The organism is Candidatus Pelagibacter sp. HIMB1493, from assembly GCF_052047995.1.
Lineage (GTDB): Bacteria > Pseudomonadota > Alphaproteobacteria > Pelagibacterales > Pelagibacteraceae > Pelagibacter.
Map to the genome: position 1 here is coordinate 192,014 of NZ_JBNAIP010000001.1, position 21,841 is coordinate 213,854.

The 21,841-nt window shown below is 30.6% G+C and carries 27 protein-coding genes; 22 read left to right on the forward strand and 5 right to left on the reverse strand.

Going from position 1 to position 21,841, the window contains the following annotated elements; all coding sequences use genetic code 11:
* Positions 1-4: 4 nt before the first annotated feature.
* From ACTTBK_RS00995 to ACTTBK_RS01060, 14 genes are read left to right on the forward strand one after another with little or no spacing between them, the layout of a single operon-like run.
* Positions 5-856, forward strand: a complete 852-nt coding sequence (locus ACTTBK_RS00995; RefSeq protein WP_440618197.1) for a HalD/BesD family halogenase — start codon at positions 5-7, stop codon at positions 854-856.
* Positions 857-1,636 (forward strand): enoyl-CoA hydratase, encoded by a 780-nt coding sequence (locus ACTTBK_RS01000; protein ID WP_440618198.1) that lies wholly within the window; start codon positions 857-859, stop codon positions 1,634-1,636.
* 2 nt (positions 1,637-1,638) lie between these two features.
* Positions 1,639-1,839: a hypothetical protein gene (locus tag ACTTBK_RS01005; RefSeq protein ID WP_440618199.1), complete on the forward strand. Its 201-nt coding sequence runs from the start codon at positions 1,639-1,641 to the stop codon at positions 1,837-1,839.
* A gap of 4 nt (positions 1,840-1,843) precedes the next feature.
* The gene (locus tag ACTTBK_RS01010; RefSeq protein WP_440618200.1) at positions 1,844-2,278 is read left to right on the forward strand and encodes a CoA-binding protein; all 435 of its coding nucleotides are present in this window, start codon (positions 1,844-1,846) and stop codon (positions 2,276-2,278) included.
* 4 nt (positions 2,279-2,282) lie between these two features.
* Positions 2,283-2,702 carry a YeeE/YedE family protein gene (locus ACTTBK_RS01015; protein ID WP_440618201.1) on the forward strand — a complete coding sequence of 140 codons (420 nt, stop codon included), beginning with the start codon at positions 2,283-2,285 and terminating at the stop codon, positions 2,700-2,702.
* Entirely contained in the window at positions 2,699-3,118 is a 420-nt protein-coding gene (locus ACTTBK_RS01020) for a DUF6691 family protein (RefSeq protein WP_440618202.1), read from the forward strand. The genes ACTTBK_RS01015 and ACTTBK_RS01020 overlap by 4 nt, the downstream gene beginning before the upstream one ends.
* 20 nt (positions 3,119-3,138) lie before the next feature.
* Positions 3,139-3,471 (forward strand): gamma-glutamylcyclotransferase family protein, encoded by a 333-nt coding sequence (locus tag ACTTBK_RS01025; protein WP_440618203.1) that lies wholly within the window; start codon positions 3,139-3,141, stop codon positions 3,469-3,471.
* Positions 3,464-5,074 (forward strand): hypothetical protein, encoded by a 1,611-nt coding sequence (locus ACTTBK_RS01030; RefSeq protein WP_440618204.1) that lies wholly within the window; start codon positions 3,464-3,466, stop codon positions 5,072-5,074. Before ACTTBK_RS01025 ends, ACTTBK_RS01030 begins: the two co-directional genes overlap by 8 nt.
* 46 nt (positions 5,075-5,120) lie before the next feature.
* Positions 5,121-5,690 (forward strand): NAD(P)H-dependent oxidoreductase, encoded by a 570-nt coding sequence (locus ACTTBK_RS01035; protein WP_440618205.1) that lies wholly within the window; start codon positions 5,121-5,123, stop codon positions 5,688-5,690.
* Complete coding sequence (locus tag ACTTBK_RS01040; protein WP_440618206.1) at positions 5,662-6,135, forward strand: hypothetical protein; 474 nt, start codon at positions 5,662-5,664, stop codon at positions 6,133-6,135. Before ACTTBK_RS01035 ends, ACTTBK_RS01040 begins: the two co-directional genes overlap by 29 nt.
* Positions 6,136-6,192: 57 nt before the next feature.
* Positions 6,193-8,625, forward strand: a complete 2,433-nt coding sequence (locus tag ACTTBK_RS01045) for a GcvT family protein (RefSeq protein ID WP_440618207.1) — start codon at positions 6,193-6,195, stop codon at positions 8,623-8,625.
* A complete protein-coding gene (locus tag ACTTBK_RS01050) occupies positions 8,625-9,374 on the forward strand; it encodes an electron transfer flavoprotein subunit beta/FixA family protein (RefSeq protein ID WP_440618208.1) in 750 nt (249 codons plus the stop codon). The genes ACTTBK_RS01045 and ACTTBK_RS01050 overlap by 1 nt, the downstream gene beginning before the upstream one ends.
* Entirely contained in the window at positions 9,374-10,327 is a 954-nt protein-coding gene (locus ACTTBK_RS01055; RefSeq protein WP_440618209.1) for an electron transfer flavoprotein subunit alpha/FixB family protein, read from the forward strand. Before ACTTBK_RS01050 ends, ACTTBK_RS01055 begins: the two co-directional genes overlap by 1 nt.
* 23 nt (positions 10,328-10,350) lie before the next feature.
* Complete coding sequence (locus tag ACTTBK_RS01060) at positions 10,351-11,970, forward strand: electron transfer flavoprotein-ubiquinone oxidoreductase (protein ID WP_440618210.1); 1,620 nt, start codon at positions 10,351-10,353, stop codon at positions 11,968-11,970.
* 1 nt (position 11,971) lies between these two features.
* On the opposite strand, the gene ACTTBK_RS01065 is transcribed toward ACTTBK_RS01060, so the two are convergent.
* The 5 genes from ACTTBK_RS01065 to hisI all read right to left on the reverse strand — a co-directional run bounded on the left by ACTTBK_RS01065 (position 11,972) and on the right by hisI (position 14,353).
* A complete protein-coding gene (locus tag ACTTBK_RS01065; protein WP_440618211.1) occupies positions 11,972-12,355 on the reverse strand; it encodes a DUF2237 family protein in 384 nt (127 codons plus the stop codon).
* Positions 12,345-12,473 carry a hypothetical protein gene (locus tag ACTTBK_RS01070; RefSeq protein ID WP_440618212.1) on the reverse strand — a complete coding sequence of 43 codons (129 nt, stop codon included), beginning with the start codon at positions 12,471-12,473 and terminating at the stop codon, positions 12,345-12,347. Before ACTTBK_RS01070 ends, ACTTBK_RS01065 begins: the two co-directional genes overlap by 11 nt.
* A gap of 16 nt (positions 12,474-12,489) precedes the next feature.
* Entirely contained in the window at positions 12,490-13,110 is a 621-nt protein-coding gene (locus ACTTBK_RS01075; RefSeq protein ID WP_440618213.1) for a putative 2OG-Fe(II) oxygenase, read from the reverse strand.
* Between the two features lie 102 nt (positions 13,111-13,212).
* The gene (locus ACTTBK_RS01080) at positions 13,213-13,845 is read right to left on the reverse strand and encodes a putative 2OG-Fe(II) oxygenase (protein WP_440618214.1); all 633 of its coding nucleotides are present in this window, start codon (positions 13,843-13,845) and stop codon (positions 13,213-13,215) included.
* A gap of 40 nt (positions 13,846-13,885) precedes the next feature.
* Entirely contained in the window at positions 13,886-14,353 is a 468-nt protein-coding gene (hisI, locus tag ACTTBK_RS01085; protein ID WP_075506137.1) for a phosphoribosyl-AMP cyclohydrolase, read from the reverse strand.
* A 76-nt stretch (positions 14,354-14,429) separates the two neighbouring features.
* Between hisI and folE the strand changes: the two genes are divergently transcribed.
* The 8 genes from folE (at position 14,430) to ACTTBK_RS01125 (ending at position 21,840) form a co-directional block, all read left to right on the forward strand.
* Positions 14,430-15,050: a GTP cyclohydrolase I FolE gene (folE, locus tag ACTTBK_RS01090; protein ID WP_440618215.1), complete on the forward strand. Its 621-nt coding sequence runs from the start codon at positions 14,430-14,432 to the stop codon at positions 15,048-15,050.
* 1 nt (position 15,051) lies between these two features.
* Positions 15,052-16,053: an MDR family oxidoreductase gene (locus ACTTBK_RS01095; RefSeq protein WP_440618216.1), complete on the forward strand. Its 1,002-nt coding sequence runs from the start codon at positions 15,052-15,054 to the stop codon at positions 16,051-16,053.
* Positions 16,053-16,940: a LysR family transcriptional regulator gene (locus ACTTBK_RS01100; protein WP_440618217.1), complete on the forward strand. Its 888-nt coding sequence runs from the start codon at positions 16,053-16,055 to the stop codon at positions 16,938-16,940. The genes ACTTBK_RS01095 and ACTTBK_RS01100 overlap by 1 nt, the downstream gene beginning before the upstream one ends.
* A 126-nt stretch (positions 16,941-17,066) precedes the next feature.
* Positions 17,067-18,086, forward strand: coding sequence for an extracellular solute-binding protein (locus ACTTBK_RS01105; RefSeq protein ID WP_440618218.1), 1,020 nt, complete (start codon positions 17,067-17,069; stop codon positions 18,084-18,086).
* A gap of 72 nt (positions 18,087-18,158) precedes the next feature.
* Positions 18,159-19,769 (forward strand): ABC transporter permease, encoded by a 1,611-nt coding sequence (locus ACTTBK_RS01110; protein WP_440618219.1) that lies wholly within the window; start codon positions 18,159-18,161, stop codon positions 19,767-19,769.
* A gap of 1 nt (position 19,770) precedes the next feature.
* Positions 19,771-20,829, forward strand: coding sequence for an ABC transporter ATP-binding protein (locus ACTTBK_RS01115; RefSeq protein WP_440618220.1), 1,059 nt, complete (start codon positions 19,771-19,773; stop codon positions 20,827-20,829).
* Between the two features lie 14 nt (positions 20,830-20,843).
* Positions 20,844-21,530: an AzlC family ABC transporter permease gene (locus ACTTBK_RS01120; protein ID WP_262590458.1), complete on the forward strand. Its 687-nt coding sequence runs from the start codon at positions 20,844-20,846 to the stop codon at positions 21,528-21,530.
* A gap of 1 nt (position 21,531) precedes the next feature.
* Entirely contained in the window at positions 21,532-21,840 is a 309-nt protein-coding gene (locus ACTTBK_RS01125; RefSeq protein WP_075506129.1) for an AzlD domain-containing protein, read from the forward strand.
* Position 21,841: the final 1 nt, after the last annotated feature.

Sequence of the window (21,841 nt, forward strand, 5' to 3'; positions counted from 1 at the left end):
TTTAATGAACGATAGATTAAATACTATTGTCGATTTAAAAAGATATCCTATTCACGATTTAAATTCTCCAATCATTAAAAATTTAGTAAAAAAATGTAAGGAAGAATTAGATCAATATAGTTGTTCAACTATCCCAAATTTTATTTTACCTAAATCTTTAGAGGTAATGAATTCAGAATTAGAAAAACAACTTGATGAAGTTTATATGTCTAAAGAAAGCATCAATGCATATCTTTATGCTAAAGATGATCCAAGTTTACCTGATAAACATCCAAAGAGAAATTTTATGGAAAGGTATAATGGATATTTAAATTCTGATTGCTTTCCAAAAAATTCAGAAATGAAATATCTTTATGAAACAGAAGAACTTTTAAAATTTGTTTCTGCATGTTTAGGTATTTCGCCTATTTATAGATGGGCAGATCCTTTGGCTTGTCATGCGTACAATGTTATGAAACCAGATGGAATTCTTCCTTGGCATTTTGATAGTTGTGAATTCACTCTAAGCTTGATGATACAGAAACCTGAAAAAGGAGGTGTTTTTGAATATTGTCCAAATATTAGAGCACCAGGACACGAAAATTTTGATGAGGTAAAAAAAGTTTTAGAAGGAGATCGATCAAGAGTAAGGCAGCTTAAATTAGAACCAGGAGATCTTCAAATTTTTAAAGGAAGATTTACTCTTCATAGAGTTACAAAAGTAGAAGGTCAAAAATCCAGATATATGTGTATTCCTGCTTATGTCTTAGATCCTTATAGAGTAAATACCCCAGAACACTCAAAAGCAATTTATGGTAAAGTTTTACCAATTCATATAGAAAGAAATCAGGCTAGATCCGATGGATTAACTGATTAAATGACTAGTAATATTAAAATAAAGAGAATTAATTCTGAGATTTCATCAATAATAATTGATGAACCAAAAACATATAATTCTCTATCATTTAAAAATCTTTCCGATTTATTAAAATCATTAAAAAAATTAGATGCTGATAAAAAAACTAAAGTAATTATCATACAGGGTGCAGGAAAAGGATTTAGCGCTGGCCATAATTTAAAAGAAGTCAGAAGTTTAAAAAAAAAAGATAAATATCAAAAGTTATTTAATCTTTGCTCAAAGGTTATGTTGCAAATTGTTGAAGGAAAAAAACCAGTTATTGCTAAGGTTCATGGCGCAGCTTTCGCAGCAGGCTGTCAGTTAGTTGCAAGTTGTGATCTTGCATATAGCACTAAAGACTCATTATTTGCGACACCAGGTGTAAATATTGGATTGTTTTGCAGCACACCAATGGTGGCCGTTAGTAGAAAAATTAATCGTAAACCAATGATGCAGATGCTTCTAACAGGAGAGCCTATCAAAGCAAATTATGCAAAAGAAATTGGTTTAATAAATGATCATTTTTCCAAATCAAAATTAAATGATGAAGTTTTGAAAGTTGCAAAAAAAATTGCATCGAAATCAAATTTGACCATTAAAATTGGAAAACAAGCTTTTTATAAACAATTAGAAATGCCTTTAAGAAAAGCCTATGCGCACACTAGCAAAATGATGACAGTTAATATGATGGCAATGGATGCCAAAGAGGGTATTTCGGCCTTTTTAGAAAAAAGACAACCAAATTGGAAACATAAATAATAATGAAGAACAAAAAAAATATACTCATTATTTTATTTGTTATTTTTGGAATGTACTTTGTATTAAATTTTAAAGATCATAATTTAAAAAGAGCAGTGGATGCTTGTATTGCAGGAAGTCAAAAATTATCTGAGACTAAAATTACTGATTTGGAAGAAGCAAGAAAATTCTGCGAGGAACAAATTAAAAAAGAAAACAAATAACAAAATGAGCGACATAAAGAGAATTTTAGAAAATTCTAAGTCTATAGCAATGATTGGTGTCAGTAATGATTTAAAAAAACCCTCAACTATTGTAATGAAATATATGCAAGAGTATGGTTATAAAGTTTATCCAGTTAATCCATCAGCTAAGGGTAAAAAAATTTTAGGTGAAGAAGTGTATGCTTCGATAACAGAGATTAAAGATCCTATAGACATTGTAGATGTTTTTAGACCTTCTAAAGAAGCCTTTGGCATAGCTGAAGATACAGTGAAAATTGGTGCTAAGGTATTATGGCTACAACTTGGAATAAGAGACGAAAATGCTAAGTCACTTGTAGAAAAAAATAATATAGAATACGTAGAAAACAAATGTACTAAAATGGAATATCAAAAATTTTTTTTAAAAGTCAGACAGGCTTTTCCTGTTTTGAGTAATTAATTTTATGAACATAGTAAATTTTACACCAATTCCTGCCTTTACTGGCGGATTGATAATTGGATTAGCAGTAGTGGTATTTTTTTTACTGAACGGTCGTTTAGTAGGAATAAGTGGTATCGCAAGTAATGCGTTAACAGAAAAAGAAAATAAATTTGATAATTTATTATTCTTATTGGGATTAATTATTGCACCATTTATTTATTCCTTATTTTCTAATGGAGGAATTAACATTAGTATTTCTAATTCTTATGTCTTGATGATAGCAGCGGGTTTGTTGGTTGGAATCGGAACACGGATCAGTGGTGGCTGTACAAGTGGCCACGGTATAAGTGGTATTGGAAGATTTTCTTTAAGATCAATTATTGCAACAATTACATTTATGATTGTTGGAATATTAACTGTATTTATAAAAAATTTATTATGAACAAATTAGCTTCCCTTCTTTCAGGTATAATATTTGGTATTGGTTTAGTGATATCTGAAATGGTTAATCCAGCAAAAGTATTAGGCTTTTTAGATTTATTTGGAAATTGGGATCCCTCTCTTGCATTTGTGATGATGGGAGCTTTGGTTATTTCATCTCCTTTGTTTCATATAATTAAGAAAAAAGAAAAACCACTACTTGCAGAGAAATTTAATTATTCAAATAACAAAACTATTAATAATCAATTAATATTAGGTTCAGCTTTATTTGGTGCTGGATGGGGATTAGGTGGATTATGTCCTGGTCCAGCTATAACTTCTGTTGCTTTATTAAATATTTACTCAATAACTTTTGTTGTTTCAATGTTAGTTGGTTTTTATTTTGTGAAAACTTTGAATTTAAATAAAGTTAAGTAACTATAAAACTTAAATTAACCGTGATCATCAATTCTTTATTTGTTTATGGTTCATTACAACCTGGTGAATCAAATGAAAATTATTTAAAACATTTGGAAGGTACTTGGAAACAGGGATTTGTTTTAGGCAATTTATTTAAAAAAGGATGGGGAAATAAAATTGGTTTTCCTGTGATTCAATTGAATAAATCAGGAGAAAAAGTTAGTGGCTGGTTACTTGAATCAGATAATCTTCAAAATAATTTAAAAATGTTGGATGATTTTGAAGGAAAAGAATACAGAAGATCTACAACCAACGTTTATTTGAATGATGGATCTATACAATTAGCTTATATTTATGAATTAAATGAATAAAATTTTAAAATTTTTAGACAGCACTTTTTTAGATTTGGGTCGACAATTTAAATGGACTTATTTGCCTCCTTTGATGGTTTATGTTGCAGCTGGTATTTCTGGATTAACTGGAATAGTTGGAACTTTTTTTGTTAAAGACTACTTAAATTTATCTGCAGCATTTTTAGCTGGACTTGGGTTTTGGGCTGGAATTCCATGGGCTTTAAAAATGCCTTTAGGACATTTGGTAGATCTTATATGGGATAGAAAAAATTATATGGTTTACTTAGGCGCCTCTTTAATCGCTTTAAGTTTGCTGATTATGTATGGACTTATAATTCATACAGAAGACATGTCTGAAATTTTCTCAGTTGAGACTTGGTTTGTGATTAGCGTAATCTTAGCACCTGTTGGTTATGTAATTCAAGATGTTGTTGCTGATGCTATGACTGTTGAAGCTGTCCCACTAACTGATGAGAGTGGAAATGATTACAGTAAAGATCAAGTTAAAATTATGCATACAACAATGCAAACCCTTGGTCGTTTTGCAATTATTGGAGGCACTGTTTTAGTTGCGTTGGTGAATGTAATTTTATTTAGAGATGTAGAAAGCCTAGAACAGGCTGCTAAAATTGCTCTCTATGGTAAAATTTATTTATATGCTTTAGTTATTCCAGTTGTTTCAATCTTAGGGGTATTTTTAGCAAAATATTTAAGGAATAAGAAAATTCAAAATTTAAAATCTAAAGGACTTGAATTTAAAGAAGAAAGAGGAACTGAGAAAACTAAAATTAATTGGTGGATCCTAGGAGGAAGCTTAATTTTTGTTATTTTCACTTTATCTATTGGATCCTTCAAAGTTCCCTTTGCACAAGAAATTGTTTTCATTGGCTCAGTTATCATAATTTTATTTTTGATGTTTAAGCTCATCAAAGAGTTGCCAGAAAATTTAAGGTTAACAATTGTTGGTACTGCAGTAATTATATTTATATTTAGAGCAATGCCAGGGCCTGGTCCTGGTCTAACGTGGTTTGAAATTGATGAACTTGGTTTTAATGAACAATTTTTTTCAATTTTGTCTTTACTAGCATCAATTTTAACATTGGCTGGAATTGTTTTATTGAGACCTTTTATGGCCAATAACTCAATTGCAAAAATTATTGTTGTATTAAGTATAGCTGGTGCAATTTTATTTTTACCAAGTGTTGGAATGTATTATGGATTTCATAATTGGACCGCTTCAATAACTGGGGGTGTGGTTGATGCTAAATTTATAGCAATACTAAATACAGCTTTAGAGTCTCCATTAGGTCAGGTATCAATGATACCTTTATTAGCTTGGATTGCTAAAAATGCCCCTTCACATCTTAAAGCAACTTTTTTTGCAGTTTTTGCTTCTTTTACAAATTTAGCTCTTTCAGCAAGTGCTTTAGGGACAAAATATTTAAATCAAATTTTTACAGTTACTAGAGAAGTAAAAGATAAAGTTTCAGGAGAAATTCAAACTACTGCTGATTATTCAGAGCTTGGGATATTGTTAATTGTTGTAACTTTACTTACACTTATTTTGCCTATTTTATTTGTCTATATAATTAACAATAGTAAGTATAAAACCTCAGAATAAAAAATAATTTTATAGTTTTTTTGGTTTTTTTTGTTAATTAAAAATTATGAAAAAAATTTTCCTAGTTTACGGTCATTATAATGAAAGTTCATTTAACGCAGCAATTAAAAATGAATTTATCAAACACTCTGAAATAAAAGGTAACAAAGTAGACGTTGTAGATTTATACAAAGAAAAATTTGATCCTGTATTTGCTGGAGAAGACCCAAGTGCTGAAGTCCTAGATCATCGTAAGAGAATAGAAGAGTGTGATACAATTGTATTAGTTGCGCCAATATGGAATTTTAGAATGCCAGCAATTGTTGAAGGATGGATTGATAAAGTGTTGGCACCACCATGGGCATTTAGATTTAAGCAACTAGTTGGAAACTATGGTTATCCAATTGGTAATTTAAGAAAAAAGAAAGCGGTAATTTTTTGCACATATGGTTCACCAAGACTAGCTATCACTACATTTTTTTTAAATTTACCGATTAGAAGACTTAAAAGAGGGGTATTTCATATGTGTGGCATATATAACATTACCTATCGAAGATATTTTGCAGTACCTTTTGTAAGCGACTCAAAAAGACAAGAGTTCTTAGAAGATGTTAGAAAAACTGCGAATAATATTTAGCACTTTATTAATTTTATTATTAACTACTGTTTATTCATATTCAGAGTTGATAAACCCAAGCAAAAATATTACTCCAAAAGAAGTTGTTGAAATTCAACTTAATGGTCTCAAACAAAATGATTTGGAATATAAAGATAGAGGGATAGAGCAAACCTGGAACTTTGCTCACCCTAATAATAAAAGAGTAACAGGTCCCCTAGGTAATTTTAAGCGAATGATCAAAGGAGCCTCTTATAAAATGATGATTAATCATCTAAGCCACACTATTACAGAGCTTGGCAGTAGTGACAAATGGGCCCAATTTGAGGTTATCATTTTAGATAGGGACAAAATTTATCACAAGTTCAATTGGCAGGTTGAAAAATATACAGACGAAGGAGTTTTAAAAGATTGTTGGTTGACCACAATGGTCTCAAGTCCAATTCCACTCGGCAGCTCAATTTGATTATCCACAGATACATTTTTGTTTCGTTACTAATAAAAATTTAGTAGGAATCACGAAATGAAAACAAAAACTAAAGTCGTAGTAGTTGGTGGCGGAGTAGTAGGTGTCAGTGCTCTTTATCATTTAGCAAAAAAAGGTTGGTCTGATGTAGTCCTTGTTGAGAGAAAAGAATTAACCTCAGGTTCAACTTGGCATGCCGCAGGTTTGTTGCCGTTGTTTAATATGAGTTACTCTGTAGGTCAGCTACATAAGTATGCGGTAAATCTTTATAAAACTTTAGAAGAAGAAACTGGAAAAAATGTTGGCTTTAGTGTTGTTTCAAATATTCGTTTAGCAAGTACAAAAGATAGAATGGATGAGTACCATCAGTACGCAGGTGTTGCTCGAACAATTGGGGTAGATGTAAAATTTTTAACTCCACAACAAGTAAAAGAAATTTGGCCTCTATGTCATACAGATGATTTAGTTGGAGCAATTCAACACCCAGAAGATGGATACATTCAACCAGCAGATTTAACACAAGCTTTAGCTACTGGTGCAAGAAATAGGGGAGCAGAGATTTATAGAAACACAACTGTTCTATCAATGAGACAAACAAAAGATGGATGGATTGTTGAAACAGATAAAGGATCAATAGAGTGTGAACATGTAATCTCTTGTTCTGGAAATTTTGCAAGACAAACTGGTGAAATGGTTGGATTAGATATTCCAGTTATCCCTGTTGAACATCAATATATCGTGACTGAACCTCATCCTTTAATTCAACAAAGAAAAAAAGACGGTTTACCAGAAATGGGAGTTTTAAGAGATAGCGATAGTAGATGGTATATGAGAGAAGAAGCGGGTGGATTAATTTTAGGACCTTATGAAGATGGTGCACCAGCATGTTATGTAGAAGGACCATCAAAGAATTCTGAATACGAATTATTTCAAGAAGATTTAGATAGATTAGCTCCACATATTGAAGGAGCAATACATAGAGTTCCAGCTTTTGGAGAAGTTGGAGTTAAGAAAGTTTATAATGGAGCAATTTGTTATACACCTGATGGAAATCCAATTGTTGGACCTGCTTGGGGATTAAAAAATTTTTGGATTAATGAAGGTCATAGTTTCGGAATAACTGCAGCTGGTGGTGCAGGTTGGCAACTTGCTGAATGGATTGTAGATGGTGAACCAACAATTGATATGTTGGGAGTTGAACCAAGACGATATGGAAACTATGCAACAAAATCTTATTTGAAAGCTAAAAATGAAGAGGCTTATAGTCATGTATTTATAGTTCACTATCCAGACGAAGAAAGACCTGCAGCAAGACCCTTAAGAACAGCTCCATGTTACGAAAGAATGAAAAATTTAGGAGCAGTTTTTGGACAAAAATTTGGATGGGAAAGACCTAACTTTTTTGCAACAGATGGAATGGAACAAAAGGATGATTGGTCGTTTAGAAGATCAAGATGGTTTGATGCAATTAAAAAGGAATGTCAAAACGTAAAAGAAAATGTTGGTCTTTTAGATATGACTGCTTTTGCAAAATGCAGAATAAGAGGACCTAAAGCAGAGGAATTTTTAGATTATTTAGTTGCAAACAAACTTCCAAAAAAAATTGGAAGAATAAATCTATGCCACGCATTAAATACCAAAGGTGGTGTGCATTCAGAATTTACAATTATGAAAGAAGCTGAAAATAGTTATTACTTAGTATCAGCCGGAGCAAATTTAAGATTAGATCATGATTGGATTCAAAAATGGATGCCAGATGATGGATCTGTAATTTTTGAAGATTTAACAAATAGCACAGGTGTATTGGTAGTTGCTGGCCCTAAAGCAAGACAACTAATGCAAAAAGTTTCAACAGATGAATTTTCTAATGAAAACTTTAAATGGCTTACAGCAAAAAATGTAAATGTAGGATATGCACCAGTTAATGCCATGAGAGTAAATTTTGTTGGTGAACTTGGATGGGAACTTCATCATCCAATCGAGTATCAAAATCATATTTTTGATAAATTAATGGAAGCTGGTAAAGATTTAGGAATTAAACCATTCGGCATCAGAGCAATGAATAGTTTAAGAGTTGAAAAATCTTACAAACTAGTAGGAACAGAATTGTCGATTGAATATTCTCCATACGAATCTGGACTAGATAGATTTATTCATCCAAATAAAGGAAACTTTATTGGTTTAGAGGCACTTAATAAATGGAGAGAAAAAGGTTTTGATAACAAATTAGTAACTTTAGAAGTTCACAATACTAAAGATGCAGATGTTCTAGGAAATAATCCTATATTTAAAGACGGTAAAGTTGTTGGAAGAGCAACAGGCGGCGAGTTTGGATTTAGATTAGATAAATCAATTGCTCTTGCAATGGTAAAACCTGATTGTTCTAATGTGGGCGACAAATTACAAGTTGATATATTGGGTGAAATGTATGACGCTACCGTTTTAGATGAAAGTCCATACGATTCAGAAAATAATTTGTTGAGAGCTTAATGAAAATCTTAGTAGCAGTAAAAAGAGTTATTGATTACAACGTTCAAATCAGAGTCAAAGAGGATGGCACTGGTGTAGTTACAGACAATGTAAAAATGTCAACCAATCCACCAGATGATAATGCAATCGAAGAGGCAGTAAAAATTAAAGAAGCAGGAAAGGCAACTGAAGTAGTTGCAATAACTGTAGGTGAAGAAAAAGCTCAAGAAACTGTTAGAAAGGCTTTAGCAGTTGGAGCAGATAGAGGAATTCATGTTAAAGCAGATGGAATACTAGAGCCATTAGCTGTTTCAAAAATTTTACAAAAGATTGTTGAAAAAGAAAATCCAGATTTAGTTTTTATGGGAAAACAAGCAATTGATGATGATTGTAATCAAACAGGTCAAATGTTGAGTGCATTATTAAATTGGCCACAAGCAACTTTTGCATCAAAGATTGATGTAAAAGATAATAAGCTAGAAGTTACTAGAGAAATAGATGAGGGACTTGAAACAATTGAAATAAATGTTCCTGCTATTGTAACTTGCGATTTAAGATTAAATGAACCAAGATACGCTTCTCTTCCAAACATTATGAAGGCAAAGAAAAAACCAATTGAAGAAATTTCTGCATCTGATCTAGGTGTTGATACTTCTCCAAGATTAGAGCAAATTAAAGTAGAAGAGCCACCAAAAAGAAAAGCGGGAATTAAAGTGGCTAATGTAGTAGAATTAGTTCAAAAATTAAAAAATGAGGCAAAGGTAATATAATGGCAGTTTTACTTATAGCAGAACATAATAACAATGAGTTAAGACCATTTACATTAAATGCAGCTACAGCTGCTTCACAAATTGATAGTGAAGTTCACGCAGTTATAATTGGAAATAATAGTGCAGAAGCATCAAAGCAGCTATCTGAACTTCCAGTAATTAAAAAAGTGTTAAGTATTGAAGCTCCACACTATGAAAATTTCACTGCAGAAAATTTTGCTCCAGTTGTGGTTAAACTAGCAGAAAATTATTCTCATATTATTTGTTCAGCAAATACATTCGGTAAAAATTTAATGCCAAGGATTGCAGCTCATCTTGATACTTCACAAGTTAGTGACATTATAAAAGTAATATCATCTGATACTTTTGTTAGACCAATTTATGCTGGAAATGCTTTTGCAACAGTTAAAAGTAATGATGCAAAAAAATGTGTAACTATTAGACCAACTTCATTTGAACCTTGTGAAAGCTCAGGAGGCTCAGCACCAATTGAGAAAATTGATGCTGGTGAAGAATTTCCAAATACAAAATTTGTAAAAAGAGAAGAAATTAAATCTGATAGACCTGAACTTGGTACAGCTAGAATTGTTGTGTCAGGGGGAAGAGGAATGCAAAGTGGAGATAACTTTAAATTAATTACAGAAATTGCTGATAAGCTTGGGGCAGCTATTGGAGCATCAAGAGCTGCAGTTGATGCAGGTTATATAAGTAATGATCATCAAGTTGGACAAACTGGAAAAGTTGTTGTGCCAGATTTATATATAGCTGTTGGAATATCAGGAGCAATTCAGCATTTAGCGGGTATGAAAGAAAGTAAAGTTATAGTTGCAATTAATAAAGATGGTGAGGCCCCAATTTTTAGCGTTGCTGATTATGGTCTTGAAGCAGATCTCTTTGAAGCTTTGCCTCAGTTCATGGAAGAGCTGAACAAATTAAACACTATACAAAAATAATCCTTACAGTTAAAAATTAGATTATGTCTAGAGAATCTATGGAATATGATGTTGTAATCATTGGTGGTGGCCCATCAGGATTAGCGACTGCAATTAAATTAAAACAATTAGACGCAAATTTGAATGTTTGTTTGCTTGAAAAAGCATCAGAGATAGGAGCGCATATTTTGAGCGGGAATGTTTTTGAAACAAGAGCGCTAGATGAGTTATTACCTAATTGGAGAGAACTTAACTCGCCAATTAAAACAAAAGTAACAAAAGAAAAATTTTTATTTTTAGGAAAAACAAAATCTTTAAGTTGGCCAACTTGGCTTTTGCCAGCAGTTCAACAAAATCATAAAAATTATATTATTAGTCTAGCTAACTTATGTAGATGGTTAGCTGAACAAGCAGAAGCTTTGGGTGTAGAAATTTTTCCAGGTTTTCCAGCAAGTGAAATTTTATATAATGATGACGGCTCTGTTAAAGGAGTAGTTACCCAAGATATGGGTATAGATAAAGAGGGTAACAAAAAAGATAGTTTTGAACCAGGGATTGAGCTTTTAGGAAAAGTAACAGTATTTGCCGAAGGTTGCAGAGGTCATCTAGGAAAACAATTAATTCAAAAATTTGAACTGAGTAAAGGAAAAGATCCCCAGCAATATGGAATTGGTTTTAAGGAAATTTGGGAAATAGAAGAAAAAAATCATGAAGAAGGACTAGTAATGCATACAGCTGGATGGCCACTTGATAACAATACTTACGGTGGAAGCTTTATGTATCACGCTGAAAATAAACAAGTGTTTTTAGGCTATGTAATAGGATTAGATTACAAAAATCCACATTTATCTCCATATGATGAGTTTCAAAGATTTAAAACTCATCCAGCAATTAAAAAAATAATAGATGGAGGAAAAAGAATTTCATATGGCGCAAGAGCATTAATCGAGGGAGGATTTCAAAGTTTACCTAAAATGTTTATGCCAGGTGCATTATTAGTAGGATGTGATGCCGGTACATTAAATATGCCTAAAATTAAAGGCTCTCATACCGCAATGAAAAGTGGAATGATAGCAGCTGAAACTATTAATGAACACTTAAAAGAAAATAAAGATTTATCTAATTATGAAGATAAATTTAAAAAAAGTTGGTTATATAAAGAATTATTTGAGGCTCGAAATGTAAAACCTAGTTTTAGTTGGGGGCTAATTTTGGGGATTATCTTTACAGGTATTGATCAAATTTTGTTCAGAGGAAAGCTTCCGTTCACTCTTAAACATAAACATGCAGATCATGAAACATTAAAACCTGCAAGTCAAATGCCCAAAATTGATTATCCAAAGTACGATAATGTAATAACTTTTGATAAAACTAGTTCAGTTTATCTTACAGGAACTAACCATGCTGACAATCAACCTGTCCACTTACAACTTAAAGATCCTGATTTACCAATTAAATACACTTTAGAAAAATTTGATGAACCTGCACAAAGATATTGTCCTGCTGGAGTATACGAAGTGCAGAAAGAAAATGACGTTAATAAGTTTGTAATTAATTCGCAAAATTGTATTCACTGTAAAACTTGTGATATTAAAGAACCTTCTCAAAACATAACTTGGGTAACACCAGAAGGTAGCGGCGGACCAAGATATGGAAATATGTAAATTAAGACAAATCTATTGCAAATTTTTTTAACGTTTCGATAGGTAAATGTTTTAAAGTATTTTTATGAGTTCTTTTAAGAAATATTGGACATCCTTTACCAGCTTCAACTGCCCTTGCATACCAACTCGCACATACACACCAACCATCTCCATCTTTTAACCCAGGAAATCCAAATTCTGGATGTGGTGTAATCAAATCATTTCCTGCTTCTTTCAACCATTCTAAAAATTCAGTTGTAACTTTTGCACAAACAGTATGTACACCGCGGTCATTTTCATCTGTATTACAGCACCCATCTCTATACCAACCTGTCAAAGGATCATTAGAACACGCCTCTAAAATTTCTCCTAAAACATTTAATTGATTATTATTTTTATCTTCCATAAACATTAAATATATATTGATCTACATAGGAATTTAAATCATTAACTATTTTTTCTGGTATTTGCACTTTTAATATCGATGGTCCAAATGCTCTTATTTGCTTTAGTTTAATATCCATTATAAAAATAAAAAATTTATTTACCTATGCTACCGTAAATTTCATCATCAATTATTGCATTAAATGAAACAGATCTTCTTTCAGCGGACTCATTTTTGAATGGATAAACACTATGCATTAAATAATTTGGAAAAAAATAAAAATCCCCAACTTTTGGTTCAATGTTTAAAATAACTGGAGATAAAAACATTTTTGTACCATGAACTAATTGAAGATTACCATTAAAGTTTTTTTTATTTTTTTGAACTGTATCTCCATAGTTATCTGGAACTTTTAGATAACCAACTCCAGAAATATGTCCTGAATGAGAATGAAGCGGATTGTATTCATTTTCATACTGTCTTACAATCCAACTGTCGATTATTTCAAATTTATTTATCTCTTTATTAATTGTTTGCTTAATCCAATCTTTTGCACTTGTATTTAAAAAATTTTTTAATCCTGAACTTAAAATAAAATTTTTTTCTAACTTAAATTCTTGACTAACATTACCAACTAACTTATTTCCATGATCTTGATTTGACATTTGTTTTTCATTTTGAGTGAGTTTATCAAGATAATCGTTTAATTGATTTATTAAATCTTCAGGAATTGTAACCTTTGCTATAGTAGGTCCAAAAGGTCTAATTACTTTCATAATTTAAATCATTATCTATTTTTTTAGATATTTGCATTTTTAAAATTGAAGTCCTGCAAATCCTTGTTTCATGAAGTATGGTTTGCATAAATTTTATTAATTTTAGATGCTATCACTATAAACGTTATAAATATTTTCATCAATTAAAGCATTAAATGAAATTGATCTTCTTTCTTCGTTAGTACCTCTGAAAGGATAAACTGTATGCATTAAGTAATTTGGAAAAACGTAAAAGTATCCTAACTTAGGGTTTATTTGGAACATTGAGTGTGATAAAAATTGTCGACTACCGTGAATTAAATTTAAAGTTCCACCAGAAAATTTTTTATCTCCTTTATCTTGTACAAAATTTCCAAAAGTACTTGGAAGCTTTAAAAAGCCAGCACCTGAAATATGTCCACCATGCCAATGAGCAGGATTAAACTCATTTTGAAATTGTCTGACTACCCATGAGCTAATTAAATTAAATTTAGTAATTTTTTTATTAGTTGAATTAAGTATATAATTGTAGGAACATTCGCCTAAAAAATCTATCCATCCAACTTCTTTAGCAAATTGTGGTTCTAATTTAAATTCTTGAGTTACGTCACCAGCTAAATTTTTTCCATAGTTTTGTTTTTTCTTCTTTTCTTCATCTAGAATTAGATGGTCTATATATTTGTTTATTCCATTTATAATTTTTTCTGGAATTTTTGTTTCTAATATCTGTGGCCCAAATGGCTTGTAAATTTTCATCTCCATTCTAATTACTCGTATATAATATATTTAAATACACTTAAATTTTTGTCGGATTTGGTTGTCCTTTATAAACTTCTTCAGGATCAAATTTTTTTTCTTTTTCAAGAAATTCCATTTCTACTTTACGTCCATTATCAATTGGTCCCATAGGAATTGATCTGTAAAAGCAAGATCTGTATCCAACATGGCAACTAGCGCCGTCTCCTATATCAACTGTTAGCCAAATTGAGTCTTGATCATCATCAATTCTGATCTCAGTCACTTTTTGAGTAAAACCACTTGTTTTACCTTTGTGCCAGATTGCTTTTCTAGATCTACTAAAGTAGTGAGCTTCTTTGGTTTCAATTGTTTTTTTTAATGCTTCAACATTCATATAGCCGTGCATTAAAATGTCTTTTGTTTTTGAACACATTGTAATGACAGGTATTAAGCCATCATTATCAAATTTTGGAGAAAGAAGATTTCCTTCCTCGATATCGTAGATATTTTCTCTTTTTTTGAACATAGAATGTTATTATGTAGCACATATCTAGATATAATAAATATTTTAAAATTAGGTAATTACTGTATAAAAAGGCTCAATGAAATTAGTAAAAGACACTGACAACAAGTTAAATGAAAATAAGCAAGTTTCAGACAAAGATGCTGAAGAAGCTTTTAAAACAATTTTAACATGGATGGGAGAAGACCCAAATAGAGAAGGTTTATTAGAAACTCCAAAAAGAGTTGTTAAAGCATTTAAAGAATATTTTAAAGGTTACAAAGAAGATCCAAATAAAATTTTGGATAAAACTTTTGGTGATGTAGAGGGATATGATGACATGGTTGTCCAAAAAAATATTTCTGTTCAAAGTCATTGCGAACATCACATGGCACCAATTATTGGAAAAGCTCATGTTGCTTATATTCCAAAAGAAAGAGTTGTAGGTTTAAGTAAACTCGCAAGGGTAGTTGAAGTATTTTCTAAAAGACTTCAAACTCAAGAAAGACTTACAATGCAAATTGCAAATACTTTAATGGAATCATTAGATGCAAAAGGTGTTGCAGTAACAATTGATTCAACTCATCAGTGTATGACTATGAGAGGAATTAAAAAAGAACAAGCAACTACGGTAACAAATTATTATTTAGGTCAATTTAAAGAAGATTTAAGTTTTCAAAATAGATATTTACGATTTATTAGCACTACGCTAAAAGATTAAAGTGTCTGATCAATTCAAAGCAATAGTTCTTAATCAAGAAGGTGAAAATTTTTCTAGAGAAGTAAAATCTTTAGATAGAAGTTTTTTAAAACATGGGGATGTAACTGTTCAGGTAGAATATTCAGATTTAAATTTTAAAGATGGAATGATTTTAAAGAATGGTGGAAGACTAGTAAAAGAGTATCCGCACATACCAGGAATAGATTTTTCAGGAAAAGTAATTGAAAGTGAAAATTCAAAATTTAAATCAGGCGATGAAGTAATATTAACTGGTTTTAGAGTTGGAGAAGTATTTTTTGGTGGTTATTCTCAGATAGCAAAAGTTAATGCAGACTTCCTAGTAAAAAAACCTGATAACTTAAGTAGCAAGCAGGCAATGATTTTAGGCACTGCAGGCTTAACTTCATTAATGAGTGCTTTTGCAATTCAAGCAAGAGAAAGTATTTTGCTTGGAGAAAAAGTTAATGATGTTTTGGTAACAGGGGCGACTGGAGGAGTTGGCAGTGTTGCAATAATGGTTTTAACAAAATTAGGGTACAATGTAACTGCAGTATCTGGAAAAGATAGTAAGTCAGATTATTTAAAGTCTTTAGGTGCAAAAAATATTATAAATAGAGCTGAATTTAATAAAGACCCAAGACCAATAGATAAAGGTTTATGGGACGGAGTGGTAGACACTGTTGGAGGAAAAATTTTAGCAAACGCAATTGCACAAACAAAGCCTAATGGAATTATAGCTGTATGTGGAAATGCTAACAGTAATGAACTTAACACCAATTTACTTCCTTTTATGTTACGAGGTATTAAGGTTTGGGGAATGGATTCTGCAAATTGCAGTATAAAAAGAAGAGAATTTATGTGGGGTGAAGCATCAAAATTAATTGATTTTGAATTGCTTGAAAAATCAGTTTTAACAGTAGGTCTAGAGGAGCTAATTGAAACTTATCCAAAAATTTTAAAAGGTGAAATTTCTGGAAGAGTATTGGTGGATGTAAATAAATAATGGATTGGGATAAATTAAAAATTTTTCATGCAGTTGCAGAAGCTGGAAGTTTTACAAATGCTACTGTAAATTTAAACCTTAGCCAATCTGCAATCAGTAGACAGATACAGTCCCTTGAGCAAGATTTGAAAGTGCAACTCTTTGAAAGACATGCAAGAGGATTAACTCTTACAGAAAACGGTGAATATGTTTTTAAAACTGCACATGAAGTAATAAGTAAGTTAAAAGAAGTTGAAACATCTTTAGGTGATCAAAAAAATAAACCAACAGGAAAATTAACCATAACAACGGTAAGAAGTTTTGGTACTCACTGGTTAACACCTAGAATTCAAGAATTTATGAGACTTAACCCAGAGATTGAGATTGAATTAGTCTTTGATGATAAAGAATTAGATTTAAGTACAAGACAGGCTGATATTGGAATTTTCATGAGAAGACCAAAACAACTTAATTATATTCAAAAAAAGCTAGTTGATATTAAATATTATATTTATGGATCAAATAAGTACTTAGAAAAAAATGGAATGCCAAAGACAATAAATGATCTAAGTAAACATAAATTTATTTCATTTGGAAAAGGAGCACCTTCTCCAGTTTATAATCCAGATTGGGCATTAAAAATTGGAATGCATGACGGTAAAAAAAGAAAATCAATCATGAAGGTAAATAGTGTAATGGGGCTCTTGTTAGCTGTAGAGTCTGGGGTAGGATTGGCGGCACTTCCTGAATATTTAGTGATAAATTCAAACAACGTAATTAAAGTACTTCCTAAAGTAGAAGGGCCTATAACAGAAGCGCACTTTGTTTACCCTCAGTCATTAAAAAATACTGCTAGAGTTCAAGCATTTAGAAATTTCTTATTTAGCAAAATCGGCGATTGGAAATAAAAATTTCCTACATTTAACAATAATAAAAAAAGTATTGAAATATGTGTCAATATATGCGATTGATAATCATTCGCATTGATAATAATTCTCATTCGCAAATAAACTAGGGTAAAGAAAAGGATATAAATGAAAAAAATAACATTATTAGGATTAATTTTATTTTTCTTTGCCAAAATGAGTATAGCAGGTGAAGTAAATGTTTTTAGTGCAAGACATTACGACTCTGACATTCAGTTGTATGAAAAGTTTACGAACAAAACGGGTATAAAAGTTAACGTAGTTTCAGGTAAAGACAAAGCGTTGCAAAAAAGAATTACTGAAGAAGGAAAAGACTCTAAAGCTGATTTATATATTACAGCAGATGCTGGAAGACTAGGTGCGTTTGACGAAAAAGGTATGTTTCAGAACTCTATGTCAGTGCAGATTGAAGCTTTAGTGCCAGCAAACTTTAGATCTGACAATTGGACAGGTATCGCTAAAAGAGCAAGAATAATTTACTACTCACCAGAAAGAGTAAGTTCAGAAGATTTAAAAGGGATAACTTATGAAAGTTTGTCAGATTCAAAATGGAAAGGGAAAATTTTAATTAGAAAATCTAATAATATTTACAATCAATCTCTTGTTGCATCATTAATTAAAAATAATGGTAAAGAACAGACTTTAGAATGGGCAAAAAAATTAGTTTCGAATTTTGCAAGAAATCCTAAAGGAAATGATAGAGCTCAAATTTTAGCTGTTGCTGCTGGTGAAGCTGATTTAGCTATAGCAAACACTTACTACTATGCTTTGATGTTATCTGGTCAAAAAGGAGAAGATCAAAAAGAAGCTGCTCAAAAGGTATTACCTTATTTTCCAAATCAAAACAATAGAGGGACACATATGAATATAAGTGGTGGAGGTATTTTAAAAAATTCTCCTAATCCTGAAAATGCAAAAAAATTACTAGAATTTCTTTTAACAGAAGAAGCACAACAACACATAGTAAACAATACATTTGAATACCCAATGATAGAAGGTGTTGAACCACACCCTCTTATAAAAAAAATGGGTGAAAATTTTAAACAGGATTTAAAAACAAAAGTTGAAGACTATAAAAAAAATCAGGCTGATGCATTGGAGGTAATGTTGATGTCTGGTTGGAAATAAAAGAGGTTAACACTAAGTACTTTTGGTATAAAGTTTATTACCCTACTTTATATCATTAGTACTTTGTTAAAAATGGATAATAAAATTAATATTTGGTTTTTGAGCTCTTTGCTCATTTCTATTATAGTTGCGATACCAATTGTAACTGTATTTACTAGTTTTTTTGAACCAACAAGTGAGTATTTATCAATAGTTAAAAACACATTTTTGTTTGAATATATTTCTAATTCAATAATTCTTGTAATTGGAGTTTTAATTACAACTTTCGTAATTGGTGTGGGATCTGCTTATTTAGTTTCGTTTTATAAATTTCCTGGAGTTAATTTTTTTAAATGGGTGTTGATTTTATCTTTTGCAGTTCCAGCTTATATCTATGCATATTCATTAACCGCTTTTTTTGAAAATTATGGAACAGCTTTTTCAATTATGAAAAACTTATTCGGTGATAGAAATTATAATGCTGTTTTGCCTAAATTTGATGGAATGCTAGGAGCTATAATTTCAATTTCATTTTCATTATTCGGTTATGTTTATGTTTTAACAAGAACTTCATTTCATTATCAGTCTCAAAATTTGATAGAACTAGGTAAAAACCTTGGTTTTTCGACAAAAAAAACATTTTTTAACATTATTTTACCATCGGCAAGACCAGCAATTATTGCTGGACTATCTTTGGTTGCTATGGAAACTTTATCAGATTTTGGTGCAGTATCTTTTTTTGGAATATCGACTTTAACCACTGGAATTTATGATGCTTGGATATCTTTTGATGATTTGGCTTTAGCAAATAGAATATCTTTTTTTCTACTAATTTTTATATTTGGATTATTTTATTTAGAGAACTTATCCAGAAAAAAAGCACAGTACCATTCTCCTGCTAAAGGAAATTTTAAGACTAAAACTTTGAAACAATTAAGTGGTTATAAATCTTTAATGGCAATTATTTTTTGTTCATTTGTATTTTTTGCAAGCTTTATATTTCCAGTTTTGCAAATGCTTTACTGGACAATTAAATTTCCAAAACATTTTATAGATCTAAATATTATTGAATTATTATCAAACACATTGATTTTAGTTTTCTTATCAGGTTTTGTTTTAATATTTTTATCTTTTGTATCAAATTATGGAAATAGAATTAGTAAAAATAAGTTTTTAAATATTTTAACAACTTTTTCAATTACTGGTTATGCAGTACCAGGAATAATATTAGCTGTAGCTTTCATAACTTTTATTTCTTGGTTTGATGAAAATATATTTTATTTTTTTGATATAAAACAAATTTTTATTGGATCTATACTTGGTTTAGTAATTGTTTATTTTGTACGATTTTATTCTTTAGCTAATAATGGTATTAAATCTGGATATTTAAAAATTAATTATTCAATTGATGAAAGTGCATATCTATTAGGTTATTCAAAATTAAAAACTTTTTTAAATATTCATATTCCTTATCTTAAAAACTCAGTCTTATTGATTGCTATATTATTATCAATCGAAATAATCAAAGAATTACCGATTACATTAATCATGCGTCCTTTTAATTTTGAAACATTTGCCACGCAAGCTTATATATTTGCTTCACAAGATTTACTAGAAGCTGCTGCTGCACCTTCATTATTACTAATTATGATTGCAAGTATTTTTATTTTAATTACATCTAAGTATATGTTTAAAGATAAATAAAATGAGAAATAATTTTTTAGAAATTGAGAATGTTACTTTTGCTGCAAGCTCTAAAAATAAAGTAACCAATGTTTCATTTAATATTGAAAATGAAGGAGATATAGTTTGTTTGCTAGGTCCCTCTGGAATTGGAAAAACTACAATATTAAGAACAATAGCTGGCCTTGAAAAAATTCAGTCTGGTAAAATTATTTTAAAAAATAAAATTATTTCATCTAAAGAAAGCCATGTTGAGCCTGAGGATAGAAATATATCTTTGGCTTTTCAAGACAACTCTCTATTTCCTCATTACAATGTTTTGGAAAATATTAATTTTGGAGCTGAGAGAAATAAAAAAAAGAAGAAAGGTCTAAATTTTAAAGAAATAGTTAAATTTCTTCATTTAGAAAAAATCTTAGAAAAATATCCTCATGAAATTAGCTCTGGAGAAGCTCAAAGAGCCTCCTTAGCTAGATCTTTGTTATCAAATCCTGATTTGTTACTACTAGATGAACCTTTGTCGAATATAGATCAAAGTTTCAAAGAAGAAATACAGGTAAAGTTAAAGCAAATCTTAAAAGACTTAAAAATTACAACAATAATTGTTACTCACGACTCTTACGAAGCATTCTATCTAGGTAACAAATGTGGAATTATTTTAGACGGAGAACTTAAACAATTTGATGATCCTTATAATGTTTATCACTTCCCAAATTCTGTTGATGTAGTTAATTTTTTAAACAGAGGAATATTAATTCCAGCAAAAGTTACTGATGAAAATACTTTAGAAAATGATGACTTAGGTACAATCAAAGGTAATTTTACAAAACATTATCCAAAAGGATCTAAAGTACAGTTATTGTTACAGCCAGAAGATCTAGAACATGATGATAAAAGCAATTTAAAATTAGAAGTGGTTGATAGAAAGTTTAGGGGGACAAATTTTATATATACTCTAAAAACTAGTAGTGATTTATTAATTCCTGTTTTTGTTCATTCGCATCACGTCCACCAACATGAAATTGATGAAAAATTTGGAATTAAACGTCCGATAAATATTGATCACATAGTTTGTTTTTAATAGAACCCAAATAAATGCTTACAAAAAAACAATTATTTACTAGGGGTATGCTGGATATTTCTCCACATATGTTGTCTGTGATCCCATTTGGAATAATTTGTGGAGCTATCGGTGTTGAATTGGGATTTGACCCATTATTAGTTTATGCGATGTCTATTATTATTTTTGGTGGTGCATCACAAATTGTTTTTTTACAATTATTATCAGGTGGTGCATCTGGATTGGTAGCAGCAACATCTGTCGGTGTTATTAATTCAAGACATCTTTTATATGGAGCAGTTTTATCAGAGTACTTAGAAAAATTATCATTAATAAAAAAATTGTTAATCTCTTATATTATTGTCGACCAAGGTTTTGCAGAATCTAATAAATTTTTTAAAAAAAATAAATCAGAGCAGTACTTACATTATCATTTGATTGGTACAGGTTGCACGATGTGGGTTTGTTGGCAAATTGCTACATTGTCAGGAATCATTTTAGGTTCATTTGTTCCAGAGGAACTTGGATTAAAATTTGCAATACCACTTACTTTTATAGCTATTGTAATACAAGATTTAAAAAAACTTGATCACTTAATTGTAATGATTGTATGTGGATTGAGTTCGTTATTATTTTATGATGCTCCATTTAGATCTTATATAATTATTTCACCTATACTCGCTTTGTTTGTTGCGGCTTTAATATTGAGGTTAAAAAAATAAAATGACCTGGTTATCAATTATTGTTGCAGGAATATTAACTTACTTTACTAGAATGACGATGGTAGCTCTAGTAAGTCGAGACATGTTGGGAGATAAAATAAAAGCTGTGTTAGCTTATGTTCCATCAGCCGTGTTTCCAGCAATAATATTTCCAGGAATTTTTATAAATGACTACGGTCAGTTCATTGAAATGGATGACCCTAAAATATTTGCTGCAATTGTTGCTGTAATTGTTGGTTATTTTTCAAGAAATATAATCGCAACTATTTTGTCTGGTTTAATTTCTTACTGGTTTTTGATATTTATCTAAA